Below are 12,960 nucleotides of genomic sequence, written 5' to 3' on the forward strand. Positions count from 1 at the left end.
AGTTATTCCTCAATCTCATTCAGGTTGCGTCCGGACAGCGCGGCTTTCACCGTCGAGTCCAGGCGGCGGGCGGCGAACGCATCAGTCACCTGCGACAGACGCTTGGTCTGCTGCTCGATGGCCGCGCCGTCGACGCCCTTCATCAATTCACGAAGTTCTTCCATTTGCAGGTCGATGACCATGCGCTCTTCCGCATCAAGCAGACGCTCGCCATCGGCCTGAAGCGCGCCTTCTACCGCCTCAAGCAAACGCTGAGCATCCACTTGCTGCTCACGCAAGGCGCGAGCAACCATGTCATCGCCGGCATACTGGAATGAATCCTTGAGCATGCGGGTGATTTCGCCGTCGGTCAGCCCATAGGAAGGCTTGACCTGAATGCTGGATTCCACGCCCGACGCCAGCTCGCGAGCCGAGACGCTGAGCAGCCCGTCGGCATCGACTTGGAACGTAACGCGAATCTTGGCGGCGCCGGCGACCATCGCGGGAATACCACGCAGGTCAAAACGCGCCAGTGAACGACAGTCGCTGATCAGTTCACGCTCGCCTTGCAGCACGTGGATCATCATGGCCGACTGGCCGTCTTTGTAAGTGGTGAATTCCTGCGCACGGGCAACCGGGATCGTCGTGTTGCGCGGAATGACTTTTTCCATCAATCCGCCCATGGTCTCCAGGCCCAGGGACAGCGGGATGACATCCAGCAACAGCAGCTCGCCGCCATCACGCTTGTTGCCTGCAAGGGTGTCGGCCTGAATCGCTGCGCCAATGGCAACCACTTGATCCGGGTCGATCTCGGTCAGTGGCTGGCGGCCGAACAACTCGCCCACCGCGTCGCGAACGCGAGGCACACGGGTCGAACCGCCGACCATCACCACCGCCTCAACCTCGTCCAGCTCGATGCCGCAATCGCGGACGGCGCGGCGACAGGCTTTAAGGCTACGCGCGATCATAGGCTCGATCAGTGCGTCGAACGCCGCACGGGTGAGGACGCCCTGCCACTCGCCGTGAGCGACACTGACAGTGTCGGCGTCGGTCAGGGCTTCTTTTGCTGCACAGGCAATTTGCATCAGGCGGCGCTGGGCAGCCGGATCCAGGTCATCGGACAGACCAGCTTCGGCGATGATCCACGTTGCAATGGCGTGATCGAAGTCATCCCCACCCAACGCGCTGTCGCCGCCAGTGGCCATGACCTCAAAGACGCCGCCAGTCAGACGCAAAATCGAAATATCGAAGGTGCCGCCGCCCAGATCGTAAATGGCGACTACGCCTTCGGCGTTCTGATCAAGGCCATACGCCACAGCGGCAGCCGTAGGCTCATTGAGCAGGCGCAAGACAGTGAGGCCGGCCAGCTTGGCCGCGTCTTTGGTTGCCTGACGCTGGGCGTCGTCGAAATACGCAGGCACGGTGATAACTGCGCCGACCAGTTCGCCACCCAGTGTTTCTTCAGCGCGCTGGCGAAGCACCTTCAGGATGTCCGCCGAAACTTCAACCGGGCTTTTTGGCCCCTGCACGGTTTCGATGAATGGCATGTGGGATTCGCCACCCGTGAAGCGGTAAGGCAATTGCCCACCCAGATGCTTCACATCGGAAATCCCGCGGCCCATCAGGCGCTTGACCGAAATAATGGTATTCAGCGGATCGGTGGCAGCGGCGGCTTTGGCGGACTGGCCGACCTCGACGCGATCAGCGTGGTAGCGAACGGCAGACGGCAGGATCACCTGGCCTTCCGCATCGGGAAGGGGCTCGCTGATGCCGCTGCGCAGAGCAGCCACCAGCGAATTAGTGGTGCCAAGGTCGATACCGACAGCCAGGCGACGCTGATGAGGTTTTGGAGCTTGGCCGGGTTCGGCGATCTGCAGTAGAGCCATTGCTTTTCTGATATCACTGGCGAGCCGCCCCAGAAGGACGGCGCGGGGTTAATCGTCGAGGCGCTCTTCGAGCTGGCGCACTTCGTAGGAAAGCTTGTCGAGGAACTGCATGCGGCGCATCAGCCTTTCAGCCTGATCACGCTGCGCAGCATCGTCCCAACAGGCCGCGAAGCTTTGGTTCAGTTCTTCCTGGGCAACCTTCAGCCGGCGCTTGAATACCGCGACGCCTGCGAGGTCCGCTTCGTCCTGAAGGTCTTCGAGCTCTTCGCGCCATTGCATCTGCTGCATCAGAAACTCGGGGTCCTGGACAGTGACCTCAAGCGGAACTTCGCCTTTCAACGCCAGCAGATAACGCGCCCTTTTCGGCGCACTCTTCAGCGTCTGGTAGGCGTCGTTCAAGCTGGCGGAGCGTTCCAGCGCAACCCGTTGCTCGCCCTCGGGGGCGTCTGCAAAACGGTCGGGGTGCACGCTCCGGGCAAGCTCACGGTAGCGGGTCGCCAGCAGGTCGAGGTCCAGATTGAATCCCGGCTGCAGGTCGAATAAAGCGAAGTGACAAGGAGTACCCACAATAAGCCTCAGACGTTGAAGCTTTCGCCGCAGCCACATTCACCGCGCGAATTGGGATTGTTGAACTTGAAGCCTTCGTTCAACCCTTCCTTGACGAAATCGAGTTCGGTCCCGTCGAGATACACCAGGCTCTTGGGATCAATGATCACCTTGACGCCGTGGTATTCGAAGACGGTGTCTTCGCTCTCCGGCTGATCGACGAACTCAAGCACATAGGCAAGACCCGAACAACCGGTCGTACGAACGCCCAGACGAATGCCGTCACCTTTGCCACGCCCATCAAGGGAGCGGCGTACATGATTGGCGGCCGCTTCGGTCATACTGATAGCCATCGGAACTCCTTACTTCACGCAAGTTACTTAACGCAGCGAAACACGCTCTGTTCAGAGCAGGCCTTTCTTCAGCTTGTAGTCGCGAACGGCCGCCTTGATAGCGTCCTCGGCGAGCACCGAGCAGTGAATCTTCACTGGCGGCAGCGCCAGTTCTTCAGCCAGCTGAGTGTTTTTGATGGTCTCTGCTTCGTCCAGAGTCTTGCCCTTCATCCACTCGGTAGCGAGGGAACTGGAAGCAATGGCGGAACCGCAGCCGTAGGTTTTGAATTTGGCGTCTTCGATGATGCCTTGTTCGTTAACCTTGATCTGCAGACGCATCACATCGCCGCACGCCGGAGCGCCGACCATGCCAGTGCCGACGTCTGGATCTTCCGCATTCATCTTGCCGACGTTGCGGGGATTTTCGTAGTGGTCAATGACCTTTTCGCTGTAAGCCATGGTGCAATCCTCATCAGTTACAAATGTCGCTCTCGGGGCACTCGGAACAGGGGTCCACGAGTGCCTCAGGGGGTGGCGACTTCGAAATTAGTGCGCCGCCCACTCGATCTTGGAGATGTCGACACCGTCTTTGAACATGTCCCACAGCGGCGACAATGCGCGCAGCTTGGTAACGGCCTCGCAGACTTTCTGCGCGGCGTAATCGATCTCTTCTTCGGTGGTGAAGCGCCCGAACGTGAAACGGATCGAGCTATGGGCCAACTCGTCGTTGCGGCCCAGGGCGCGCAGCACGTAGGACGGCTCAAGCGAAGCCGAGGTGCAGGCGGAGCCGGACGATACCGCCAGATCCTTGAGCGCCATGATCAGCGACTCGCCTTCAACGTAGTTGAAGCTCAAGTTGAGGTTGTGCGGCACACGAGCAGTCATGCTGCCGTTGACGTACAGCTCTTCGAGATGAGCAACCTGCTGGTAGAAGCGATCGCTCAAAGCCTTGATGCGAACGTTTTCGGCAGCCATGTCTTCCTTGGCCACACGGAAAGCCTCACCCATGCCAACAATCTGGTGCGTCGCCAGCGTACCGGAACGCATGCCGCGCTCATGACCACCGCCGTGCATGGCGGCTTCGATGCGTACGCGAGGCTTGCGGCTGACCCACAGCGCGCCGATACCCTTGGGACCGTAGGTCTTGTGGGCAGAGAACGACATCATGTCGACCTTGAGGTTAGCCAGGTCAATTCCAACCTTGCCGGTGGACTGTGCGGCATCGACGTGGAAAAGCACGCCGCGGGCGCGGGTCATTTCGCCGATTGCAGCGATGTCGTTGACGGTCCCGATCTCGTTGTTGACGTGCATGATGGAGACCAGAATGGTGTCATCACGCATGACAGCTTCGATCATGGACGGCGTGATCAAACCATCGGTCGTCGGCTCGAGGTACGTAACTTCAAAACCTTCACGCTCCAGCTGACGCATGGTGTCAAGCACGGCTTTGTGTTCGATTTTGCTGGTGATCAGGTGCTTGCCCTTGGAGGCATAGAAATGAGCCGCACCCTTGATAGCCAGGTTGTCAGACTCGGTTGCACCGGAGGTCCAGACGATTTCACGCGGGTCGGCGTTGACCAGGTCAGCGACCTGGCGGCGAGCATTTTCGACCGCCTCTTCAGCCTTCCAGCCAAAAACGTGGGAGCGCGACGCCGGGTTACCGAAGTTGCCATCAACCAGCAAGCAGTCGCTCATTTTCTGTGCAACGCGCGGATCAACGGGGGTCGTCGCGGAATAATCGAGGTAAATTGGCAATCTCATTGAATATCTCCTATCGGGCAGGCGCGCCGCGCGTTCATCTGCGTTCACTCAACGGCGGATGTTTCAATCTTGTCCAGTGGCTGCGTCTTGCTACCGCAACGGCGCAAATCCTGACGTTGGGCGACTTCTTGCACTTCACGACGAGTGACAAGGTCGGCCAAGCTGATACCGCTTAGAAACTCGTGAATCTGCTGACTGAGGTCGCACCACAGATGGTGGGTCAGACAGGTGTCGCCAGCGTGGCAATCACCGAGCCCCTGGCAGCGCGTTGCGTCAACCGATTCGTTGACCGCGTCGATTACCTGCGCTACCTGAATGCCCTGCATGTGGCGGGACAACTGATAACCGCCGCCGGGACCGCGCACGCTGGAAACCAGATTGCCGCGGCGCAGCTTGGCGAACAGTTGCTCGAGGTAGGAGAGGGAAATCCCCTGCCGCTCGGAGATGTCGGCCAGGGACACTGGCCCGTGCTGCGCATGCAATGCCAGGTCGAGCATGGCAGTCACAGCGTATCGGCCTTTTGTAGTCAGTCGCATGGCGTGTACCGCGGAGGTTCGGAATGAGGGCGAGTATGCTATTCCCGAGTATTTAAGTCAACTATAAGACCCAGTGGAATAGTCGGGATTACCCGCAAAAGCGCGGCCGCATCATAGCAAAACCGCACCCCTATTGGCACGCCTGCTGTGTTACGCGCTCCGTGGCGCCTACTTACCGGCCACCGGAGCCTCACTGCGCTCCTTCATGCACTCGAACACTTCCTGACGCAGCTCGGGCAGTTCCTTCTCTCGGTACTCGCCGCCCAGGCTCTTCAGCGCCCGGCCCATGTCTTCGACGCGAACGTCCATCGCCTGAAGGTGGTCGAGCAGTTGCCCGATTGCGCGCGCGACAGGGTCCGGCATGTCCTCGCTGACGCCATAGGCATCGAAGCCGAGCTTTTCTGCGATGGCCTTTCGCTTGGCTTCAGCCTGATCATCCGACTTGACGATGATCCGTCCCGGAATGCCCACCACTGTCGCGCCGGCAGGCACTGGCTTGGTCACCACCGCGTTGGAGCCGACCTTGGCGCCGGCGCCCACCGTGAACGGCCCGAGCACCTTGGCACCCGCACCGACCACAACCCCAGACTCCAGAGTCGGATGGCGCTTGCCCTTGTTCCAGCTGGTGCCGCCCAGCGTGACGCCCTGATAAAGGGTGACGTCATCGCCGATCTCGGCAGTTTCGCCAATCACGATACCCATCCCGTGATCGATAAAAAAACGCCTGCCGACCTTTGCCCCAGGATGAATCTCGATACCCGTCATCCAGCGACCGAAATTGGACACCATGCGTGCAGGCCACTTCAGCTCGTTGCGCCACAGCCAACCAGACAACCGATGCAGCCAGATCGCGTGCATGCCGGGATAGCACGTCAGCACTTCAAAGGCGTTGCGCGCAGCGGGGTCACGGTGAAAAACGCTTTGAATGTCTTCTCGAAGGCGCTCGAACATCACTGATCCTTCCGCTTATAGGGCTCACCGTGAGCGGCTTTCTGCGTCTCGGTCAGAATGCCGCGCAAGATGCTCATCTCGGACCGGTTGACGCCGGAGCGTCCATACAGCCGCCGCAGCCGTGCCATGAGGTGACGAGGCTTCTCTGGATCGAGGAAGCCGATCGTGACGAGAGTGGATTGGAGATGCTCATAGAATTTCTCCATCTCATCCATCGTCGCAAGCTCGGTACTGCGCACCGAATTGACCTCGAATTTTTCGACCTTGCTGGCCTGCCCTTCAGCGGCAAGCCAGGCCATGCGGGTCTCGTAGCTCAGCACTTGAACAGCGGCAGCGAGGTTCAACGAACTGAACTCGGGGTCTGAAGGGATATGCACATGGTAGTGGCAGCGCTGCAGCTCTTCATTGGTCAGGCCGGCGTACTCACGCCCGAACACCAGTGCGATCTCTTCACCCTGCGCGGCATGCTCGACGGTCTTGACGCCCGCCTCTCGGGGATCCAGCAGCGGCCAGGGGATACGACGGTCACGGGCACTGGTGCCCAGCACCAAATTACAGCCCACCAGCGCATCTTCCAGCGTTGCCACGACCTGAGCGCCTTCAAGAATATCGCCCGCCCCGGAGGCACGGGCATCGGCTTCGTGGTGTGGAAACAGAGCGGGATCAACCAGCACCAGCCGCGAAAGGCCCATGTTTTTCATGGCACGCGCAGCACCGCCGATATTTCCGGGGTGGCTGGTACCGACCAGGACGACACGAATATTTTGCAGCACTGGTGAAGTCTCGCTAGCAGGTGAAAAGGGGGACGAATGTTACAGAAGCGCTTGCCTCAGCGCCACGAACCTTGCGCTCGACCCTCTTGATACTCTCCTGAAATGGGGAGCGCCACCCTCGTTCCGTTGCCGCCAACCCGACCGGACGCTTGGCAAAGTCGGCACTCGCGCTGGAAATCGTCAAAGAGAACCCATAGAATGGCCGGCTCTCTTTAACGACCTAGGTGATCCATCCATGCAGCCCATGCTGAATATCGCGCTGCGCGCCGCCCGCAGCGCCAGCGAATTGATTTTCCGCTCCATCGAGCGCCTGGATACCATCAAGGTCGACGAAAAAGACGCGAAAGATTACGTAACCGAAATCGATCGCGCCGCCGAGCAGAGCATCATCACTGCACTGCGCAAGGCGTACCCGACCCACGGCATCCTTGGTGAAGAAAGCGGCCTGCACGAAGGCACCGGCGAAGGCACCGATTACCTGTGGATCATCGACCCGCTGGACGGGACCACCAACTTTGTACGCGGCGTCCCTCACTTCGCGGTCAGCATCGCCTGCAAATATCGCGGCCGCCTGGAACACGCTGTTGTTCTGGACCCGGTGCGTCAGGAAGAATTCACCGCCAGCCGTGGTCGCGGTGCTGCACTGAATGGCCGTCGCTTGCGCGTCAGCCCGCGCAAGAGCCTTGAAGGCGCACTGCTCGGCACAGGTTTCCCGTTCCGCGAGAACCAGCTCGATAACCTCGACAACTACATGAACATGTTCCGTTCGCTGGTCGGCCAGACTGCCGGCATCCGTCGCGCAGGCGCCGCGAGCCTCGATCTGGCTTACGTAGCTGCCGGTCGCTTTGATGCGTTCTGGGAGTCGGGTCTGTCTGAGTGGGACATGGCTGCAGGCGCTTTGCTGATTCAGGAAGCGGGCGGTCTGGTCAGCGATTTCAACGGCGGTCACGACTTCCTTGAAAAAGGCCACATCGTTGCCGGCAACACCAAGTGCTTCAAAGCCGTACTGACTTCGATCGCACCGTTCGTTCCGGCTTCGCTCAAGCGCTAAGCCCGGCAACGCACAAAAAACCGGCCATGTGCCGGTTTTTTTTTGCCGCACTTCCCTCTCGCCCAAACCAAAAAAAGCACCCGAAGGTGCTTTTTCGTGTAGCCGTGGCGCTTATTGGGCAGCTTGGCTCAATTCCAGCTGGCCGTCTTTGTTGACGGGAATCTTACCGCCTGGATCGCGATCCATACGCACCTGCCCGACCTTGTCGTTAAGCTTGTACTTCACGTTGTAGCCGACCACTTTGTCGCTGATATCGTTGACGGTGTTGCAGCGCGATTCGGTAGTCGTATAGGTATCACGATTTTGCATACCCTCCTGCACCTTGTTACCGGCGTAACCTCCACCGACAGCGCCGGCAACTGTGGCAATTTTCTTGCCGTTACCGCCACCCACCTGGTTACCGAGCAGGCCACCCGCTACGGCGCCGATAACGCTCCCCACGATCTGATGCTCGTCCTTCACCGGGGCGCGGTGAGTGACTGCGACGTCTTTACAGACCTGACGAGGGGTTTTGATTTGTTCTTTCACAGGCTCAACGGCGAGTACGTCTGCGTACTCCGGGCCGTTATTTTTTACGAGGCTATAGGTGGCCAAAGCACCACCGGCGGTCACACCGACAGCACCCAATACAGCACCAATTAGCAACGACTTGTTCACGTGAACCTCCTGACGATATTCAGCGCGATCGCTCGCACTACTCCCAGCCTTGGAGCACAAAAAAAGGCGCGAGTTCACACTCGCGCCTTTTAAGGTGATGGCCGGTTACCAGTATCGGTTACGGAAGGTCATCCACTTTGTCGACTGTCACGGGCGGCAGCAGGTCCTCACTGCGCAAATTCAGCCAGATCAGCACCACGTTAGCGATGTAGATCGACGAGTAGGTACCCGCCAGAACACCGATAAACAGCGCGACCGAGAAGCCATGCAAGCTGTCGCCACCAAAAATCCACAAGGCGACGATTGCCAGCAGTGTGGAGATCGAAGTCGCCATGGTCCGAAGCAACGTCTGCGTCGTCGAGATGTTGATGTTCTCGATCAACGATGCCTTGCGCAGCAGACGGAAGTTTTCACGCACCCGGTCGAATACAACGATGGTGTCGTTGAGCGAGTACCCGATGATTGCCAGCACTGCGGCCAGCACGGTCAGGTCGAACGTCACCTGGAAGAACGACAGGATCCCCATCGTCACCACAACGTCGTGGATCAGAGACACAATCGCCCCCACCGCAAACTTCCACTGGAAGCGGAAGGCCAGGTAAACGAGAACCCCTCCCAGCGCCAGCAACATGCCCAGGCCGCCTTGATCACGCAGCTCTTCACCAACCTGAGGGCCGACGAATTCAACGCGTTTGACGGTTACCGGGTTGTCGGCACCGGTCTTGCGCAGTGCTTCGGCCACCTGCGAGCCCAGCTGCGGGTCTTCACCCGGCATGCGGACAAGCAGGTCAGTGGTCGCACCGAAGCTCTGCACAACCGCTTCGGTATAACCGGAAGCCACCAGCTCTTCGCGAACCTTGTGCAGATCGGCAGGACGCTCGTAGGTCAGCTCGATCAGCGTACCGCCGGTGAAGTCCAGACCGAAGTTCAGCCCTTTATAGAACCAGCTGAACAACGCCACGACGGTGAGGAGCATGGTAACGGCGAACGCAATGTTGCGAACGCCCATGAAGTTGATAGTACGTTTCATGGCAGCCCCTTAAATCCACAACTTCTTGAAGTCACGACCGCCAAAGATCAGGTTGACCATTGCGCGGGTCACCATGATGGCTGTGAACATCGAGGTAAAGATCCCGAGGGACATGGTGACCGCAAAACCCTTCACCGGACCTGTGCCCATCGCAAAGAGAATGCCACCGACCAGCAGCGTCGTCAGGTTGGCATCAAGGATCGCGGTATAGGCGCGGTCGAAACCTTCGTTGATCGCACGCTGCACTGTCATGCCGTTGGCAATCTCCTCACGAATCCGCGAGAAGATCAGAACGTTCGCATCGACCGCCATGCCCATCGTCAGAACGATACCGGCGATACCCGGCAAGGTCAGTGTTGCACCCAGCAGCGACATCAGCGCCAGCAGCATGACCATGTTGAAGGCCAGCGCCACGGTTGCGATCACACCGAAGAAGCGGTAGATGGCGATGATGAACAGCGAGACGAACAGCATGCCCCAAAGGGAGGCGTCGACGCCCTTGGTGATGTTGTCGGCACCCAGGCTTGGACCAATGGTGCGCTCTTCAGCGAAGTACATCGGTGCAGCCAGACCGCCGGCACGCAGCAGCAGCGCGAGCTCGGAAGACTCACCCTGGCCGTTGAGGCCGGTGATGCGGAACTGAGCACCCAGCGGCGACTGAATGGTCGCCAGGCTGATGATTTTCTTCTCTTCCTTGAAGGTCTGAACCGGCACGTCTTTTTCGACGCCATTGACCATCTGCTTTGTATAGGTGGTGGTCGGCTTCTGCTCAATGAAGATCACCGCCATGCTGCGACCGACGTTCGCGCGGGTTGCGCGGCTCATCAAATCACCACCATGACCGTCCAGCTTGATGTTCACCTGCGGACGGCCGTGCTCGTCAAAGCCAGCCTTGGCATCAGTCACCTGGTCACCGGTGATGATCAGACCACGCTCGACCGGCGCCGCTGGGCGACCGCCTTCGCGGAATTCGAACATCTCGGTAGTGGCTTTGCTGTCGTCGGGACCTGCACCCAGACGGAACTCGAGGTTGGCTGTCTTGCCGAGAATACGCTTGGCTTCTGCAGTGTCCTGAACACCCGGCAGCTCGACCACGATACGGTTGGCGCCCTGACGCTGAACAAGCGGCTCGGCAACACCCAGCTCGTTGACCCGGTTACGCACGGTGGTCAGGTTTTGCTTGATCGAATACTCACGAATCTCGGCGATCTTGGCCGGCGTCATCGCCAGGCGCAGGATCGGCATTTCGCCGCGATCGCTGGTTGTGATATCGAAATCGGTGTAGTCCTTGCGGATCAGAGCACGGGCCTGTTCACGGGTGTCAGCATCGCTGAAGCCCAACTGGATAGCGCCGTTGTCCTGCGGGAGGCTGCGATAACGCACTTTTTCCTTGCGCAGCAGGCTCTTTACTTCGCCTTCGTAAACGTTCAGACGCGCACTGAGGGCCTTGTCCATGTCGACTTCCAGCAGGAAGTGCACACCGCCGGACAAGTCCAGACCCAGCTTCATTGGCGTGGCGCCGATGCTGCGCAGCCAGTGCGGAGTGGTCTGAGCAAGGTTGAGTGCGACAACGTAGTCGTCACCCAGCGCCTTGCGGGCGACATCTTTGGCTGGGAGCTGGTCTTCCTGCTTGGTCAGACGCAACAAACCGCCCTTGCCATTCTCGGCCAGAGACGCGCCCTTGACCGCGATGCCAGCATCGGTAAGCGCTTTGCTCACGCGATCCAGATCAGCCTGATTGACCTGCAGCGCAGTACTTGCACCGCTGACCTGAATAGCCGGGTCATCAGGGTAGAGATTGGGTGCGGAATAAATAAAACCGATCACCAGCACTGCCAGGATCAGGATGTATTTCCACAGAGGGTATTTGTTCAACATCACGCCGCCTGCTTATAACGCGGGGCGCCTTGCGCGCCCCGTCGATTGGTAAAAGACTGGAATCAGATGGCTTTCAGAGTGCCCTTGGGCAGGGTGGCAGCGATGGCGCCCTTCTGGATCTTCAGCTCTACGGTGTCGGACACTTCGATAACCACGAAGTCATCAGTCACTTTGTTGATCTTGCCTGCAATGCCGCCGGTAGTGACGACTTCATCACCCTTCTGCAAGTTGCCCAGCAAGTTCTTTTGTTCCTTGGCGCGCTTGGCCTGTGGACGCCAGATCATCAGATAGAAGATGACCAGAAAACCAACCAGGAAAATCCACTCGAAACCGCCGCCCATAGGGCCTGCAGCAGCAGGGGCAGCCGCATCCGCGAACGCGGAAGAGATGAAAAAGCTCATTTAACACTCCAGTTGCATATTTTAATAATAGGAAGCAGAAAGACCGGATGTCGCTCAGTCCAATAACGGCGTCGCAAGCCCGCGTTTGGCATAGAACGTGTCGACAAAGGCGGCCAATGTACCTTGTTGAATAGCCTCGCGCAAACCAGCCATAAGCAGCTGGTAATGGCGCAAATTATGGATCGTATTGAGCATGCTCCCCAGCATTTCGCCGCACTTGTCCAGGTGATGGAGATAGGCGCGGGAGAAGTTCTTGCAGGTGTAGCAATCGCAGGTCGGATCCAGCGGCGACTCATCGTAACGGTGAAACGCATTACGGATTTTCAGAACACCGGTGTCGATGAACAAATGACCGTTGCGCGCGTTACGCGTAGGCATCACGCAGTCGAACATGTCGACTCCGCGGCGCACACCTTCAACCAGGTCCTCGGGCTTGCCTACACCCATAAGGTAACGAGGTTTGTCAGCGGGCATGCGGCCCGGCAGGTAGTCCAGGACTTTGATCATCTCGTCTTTGGGCTCACCGACCGACAGGCCACCAATCGCCAGACCGTCGAAGTCCAGTTCGCTCAAGCCTTCCAGCGAACGCATGCGCAGGTTCTCGTGCATGCCGCCTTGAACGATGCCAAACAACGCCGCCGTGCTTTCACCGTGAGCGACTTTGGAGCGCTTGGCCCAGCGCAGCGACAACTCCATGGAGGTGCGCGCCACGTCTTCATCCGCCGGGTACGGTGTGCACTCGTCGAAGATCATGACGATGTCGGAGCCCAGATCACGCTGAACCTGCATCGATTCTTCAGGACCCATGAACACTTTTGCGCCGTCGACCGGGGAAGCGAAGGTCACGCCCTCCTCCTTGATCTTGCGCATTGCACCCAGGCTGAACACCTGAAAACCGCCGGAGTCGGTCAGGATCGGACCTTTCCACTGCATGAAGTCATGCAGGTCGCCATGGCCCTTGATCACTTCGGTGCCGGGACGCAGCCACAAGTGGAAGGTGTTGCCCAAAATCATCTGGGCCCCAGTGGCCTCGATGTCCCGCGGCAGCATGCCTTTGACCGTGCCGTACGTGCCAACCGGCATGAACGCAGGCGTTTCGACAACGCCACGGGGGAAGGTCAGACGACCGCGACGCGCTTTGCCATCGGTGGCCAGCAGCTCGAAAGACATACGACAGGT

General features: G+C 59.0%; 14 protein-coding genes. 1 reads left to right on the forward strand and 13 read right to left on the reverse strand.

Features of this window, described 5'->3' with window-relative positions:
* Positions 1-2: 2 nt before the first annotated feature.
* The 8 genes from hscA to trmJ all read right to left on the reverse strand — a co-directional run bounded on the left by hscA (position 3) and on the right by trmJ (position 6,764).
* Entirely contained in the window at positions 3-1,865 is a 1,863-nt protein-coding gene (gene hscA, locus LT42_RS11515) for a Fe-S protein assembly chaperone HscA (protein ID WP_037012491.1), read from the reverse strand.
* A 48-nt stretch (positions 1,866-1,913) separates the two neighbouring features.
* Positions 1,914-2,432 (reverse strand): co-chaperone HscB, encoded by a 519-nt coding sequence (gene hscB, locus LT42_RS11520; RefSeq protein ID WP_037012493.1) that lies wholly within the window; start codon positions 2,430-2,432, stop codon positions 1,914-1,916.
* A gap of 8 nt (positions 2,433-2,440) precedes the next feature.
* Positions 2,441-2,764, reverse strand: coding sequence for an iron-sulfur cluster assembly protein IscA (iscA, locus tag LT42_RS11525; RefSeq protein WP_037012494.1), 324 nt, complete (start codon positions 2,762-2,764; stop codon positions 2,441-2,443).
* 51 nt (positions 2,765-2,815) lie between these two features.
* A complete protein-coding gene (gene iscU / locus LT42_RS11530) occupies positions 2,816-3,202 on the reverse strand; it encodes a Fe-S cluster assembly scaffold IscU (protein WP_037012495.1) in 387 nt (128 codons plus the stop codon).
* 87 nt (positions 3,203-3,289) lie between these two features.
* On the reverse strand, positions 3,290-4,504 hold the full coding sequence (locus tag LT42_RS11535) for an IscS subfamily cysteine desulfurase (protein WP_037012497.1): 1,215 nt from the start codon (positions 4,502-4,504) through the stop codon (positions 3,290-3,292).
* 44 nt (positions 4,505-4,548) lie between these two features.
* Positions 4,549-5,040 (reverse strand): Fe-S cluster assembly transcriptional regulator IscR, encoded by a 492-nt coding sequence (gene iscR, locus LT42_RS11540; RefSeq protein WP_037012498.1) that lies wholly within the window; start codon positions 5,038-5,040, stop codon positions 4,549-4,551.
* 168 nt (positions 5,041-5,208) lie between these two features.
* Entirely contained in the window at positions 5,209-5,991 is a 783-nt protein-coding gene (cysE, locus tag LT42_RS11545; protein WP_037012500.1) for a serine O-acetyltransferase, read from the reverse strand.
* A complete protein-coding gene (gene trmJ / locus LT42_RS11550) occupies positions 5,991-6,764 on the reverse strand; it encodes a tRNA (cytosine(32)/uridine(32)-2'-O)-methyltransferase TrmJ (RefSeq protein WP_037012501.1) in 774 nt (257 codons plus the stop codon). The genes cysE and trmJ overlap by 1 nt, the downstream gene beginning before the upstream one ends.
* Positions 6,765-6,999: 235 nt before the next feature.
* On the opposite strand from trmJ, the gene suhB reads away from it, so the two are divergent.
* Positions 7,000-7,815, forward strand: a complete 816-nt coding sequence (gene suhB / locus LT42_RS11555; protein WP_037012503.1) for a type III secretion system regulator SuhB — start codon at positions 7,000-7,002, stop codon at positions 7,813-7,815.
* Positions 7,816-7,926: 111 nt separating this feature from the next.
* Here suhB and LT42_RS11560 read toward each other — a convergent pair whose 3' ends face one another.
* The 5 genes from LT42_RS11560 to tgt all read right to left on the reverse strand — a co-directional run bounded on the left by LT42_RS11560 (position 7,927) and on the right by tgt (position 12,951).
* Entirely contained in the window at positions 7,927-8,472 is a 546-nt protein-coding gene (locus LT42_RS11560; RefSeq protein WP_037012504.1) for a glycine zipper 2TM domain-containing protein, read from the reverse strand.
* 118 nt (positions 8,473-8,590) lie between these two features.
* Positions 8,591-9,502, reverse strand: a complete 912-nt coding sequence (gene secF / locus LT42_RS11565) for a protein translocase subunit SecF (protein WP_037012505.1) — start codon at positions 9,500-9,502, stop codon at positions 8,591-8,593.
* 9 nt (positions 9,503-9,511) lie between these two features.
* Entirely contained in the window at positions 9,512-11,380 is a 1,869-nt protein-coding gene (gene secD / locus LT42_RS11570; RefSeq protein WP_037012507.1) for a protein translocase subunit SecD, read from the reverse strand.
* A gap of 62 nt (positions 11,381-11,442) precedes the next feature.
* Positions 11,443-11,781, reverse strand: a complete 339-nt coding sequence (gene yajC / locus LT42_RS11575) for a preprotein translocase subunit YajC (protein WP_037012510.1) — start codon at positions 11,779-11,781, stop codon at positions 11,443-11,445.
* Between the two features lie 54 nt (positions 11,782-11,835).
* Positions 11,836-12,951 carry a tRNA guanosine(34) transglycosylase Tgt gene (gene tgt / locus LT42_RS11580; protein ID WP_037012514.1) on the reverse strand — a complete coding sequence of 372 codons (1,116 nt, stop codon included), beginning with the start codon at positions 12,949-12,951 and terminating at the stop codon, positions 11,836-11,838.
* Positions 12,952-12,960 lie beyond the last annotated feature (9 nt).

Source organism: Pseudomonas lutea (assembly GCF_000759445.1).
GTDB lineage: Bacteria > Pseudomonadota > Gammaproteobacteria > Pseudomonadales > Pseudomonadaceae > Aquipseudomonas > Aquipseudomonas lutea.

Coding starts and splice junctions, on each gene's coding strand:
- hscA (WP_037012491.1), bottom strand. CDS start 1,865: ATGGCTCTACTGCAGATCGCCGAACCCGGCCAAGCTCCAAAACCTCAT.
- iscA (WP_037012494.1), bottom strand. CDS start 2,764: ATGGCTATCAGTATGACCGAAGCGGCCGCCAATCATGTACGCCGCTCC.
- iscU (WP_037012495.1), bottom strand. CDS start 3,202: ATGGCTTACAGCGAAAAGGTCATTGACCACTACGAAAATCCCCGCAAC.
- LT42_RS11535 (WP_037012497.1), bottom strand. CDS start 4,504: ATGAGATTGCCAATTTACCTCGATTATTCCGCGACGACCCCCGTTGAT.
- iscR (WP_037012498.1), bottom strand. CDS start 5,040: ATGCGACTGACTACAAAAGGCCGATACGCTGTGACTGCCATGCTCGAC.
- cysE (WP_037012500.1), bottom strand. CDS start 5,991: ATGTTCGAGCGCCTTCGAGAAGACATTCAAAGCGTTTTTCACCGTGAC.
- suhB (WP_037012503.1), top strand. CDS start 7,000: ATGCAGCCCATGCTGAATATCGCGCTGCGCGCCGCCCGCAGCGCCAGC.
- secF (WP_037012505.1), bottom strand. CDS start 9,502: ATGAAACGTACTATCAACTTCATGGGCGTTCGCAACATTGCGTTCGCC.
- secD (WP_037012507.1), bottom strand. CDS start 11,380: ATGTTGAACAAATACCCTCTGTGGAAATACATCCTGATCCTGGCAGTG.
- yajC (WP_037012510.1), bottom strand. CDS start 11,781: ATGAGCTTTTTCATCTCTTCCGCGTTCGCGGATGCGGCTGCCCCTGCT.
- tgt (WP_037012514.1), bottom strand. CDS start 12,951: ATGTCTTTCGAGCTGCTGGCCACCGATGGCAAAGCGCGTCGCGGTCGT.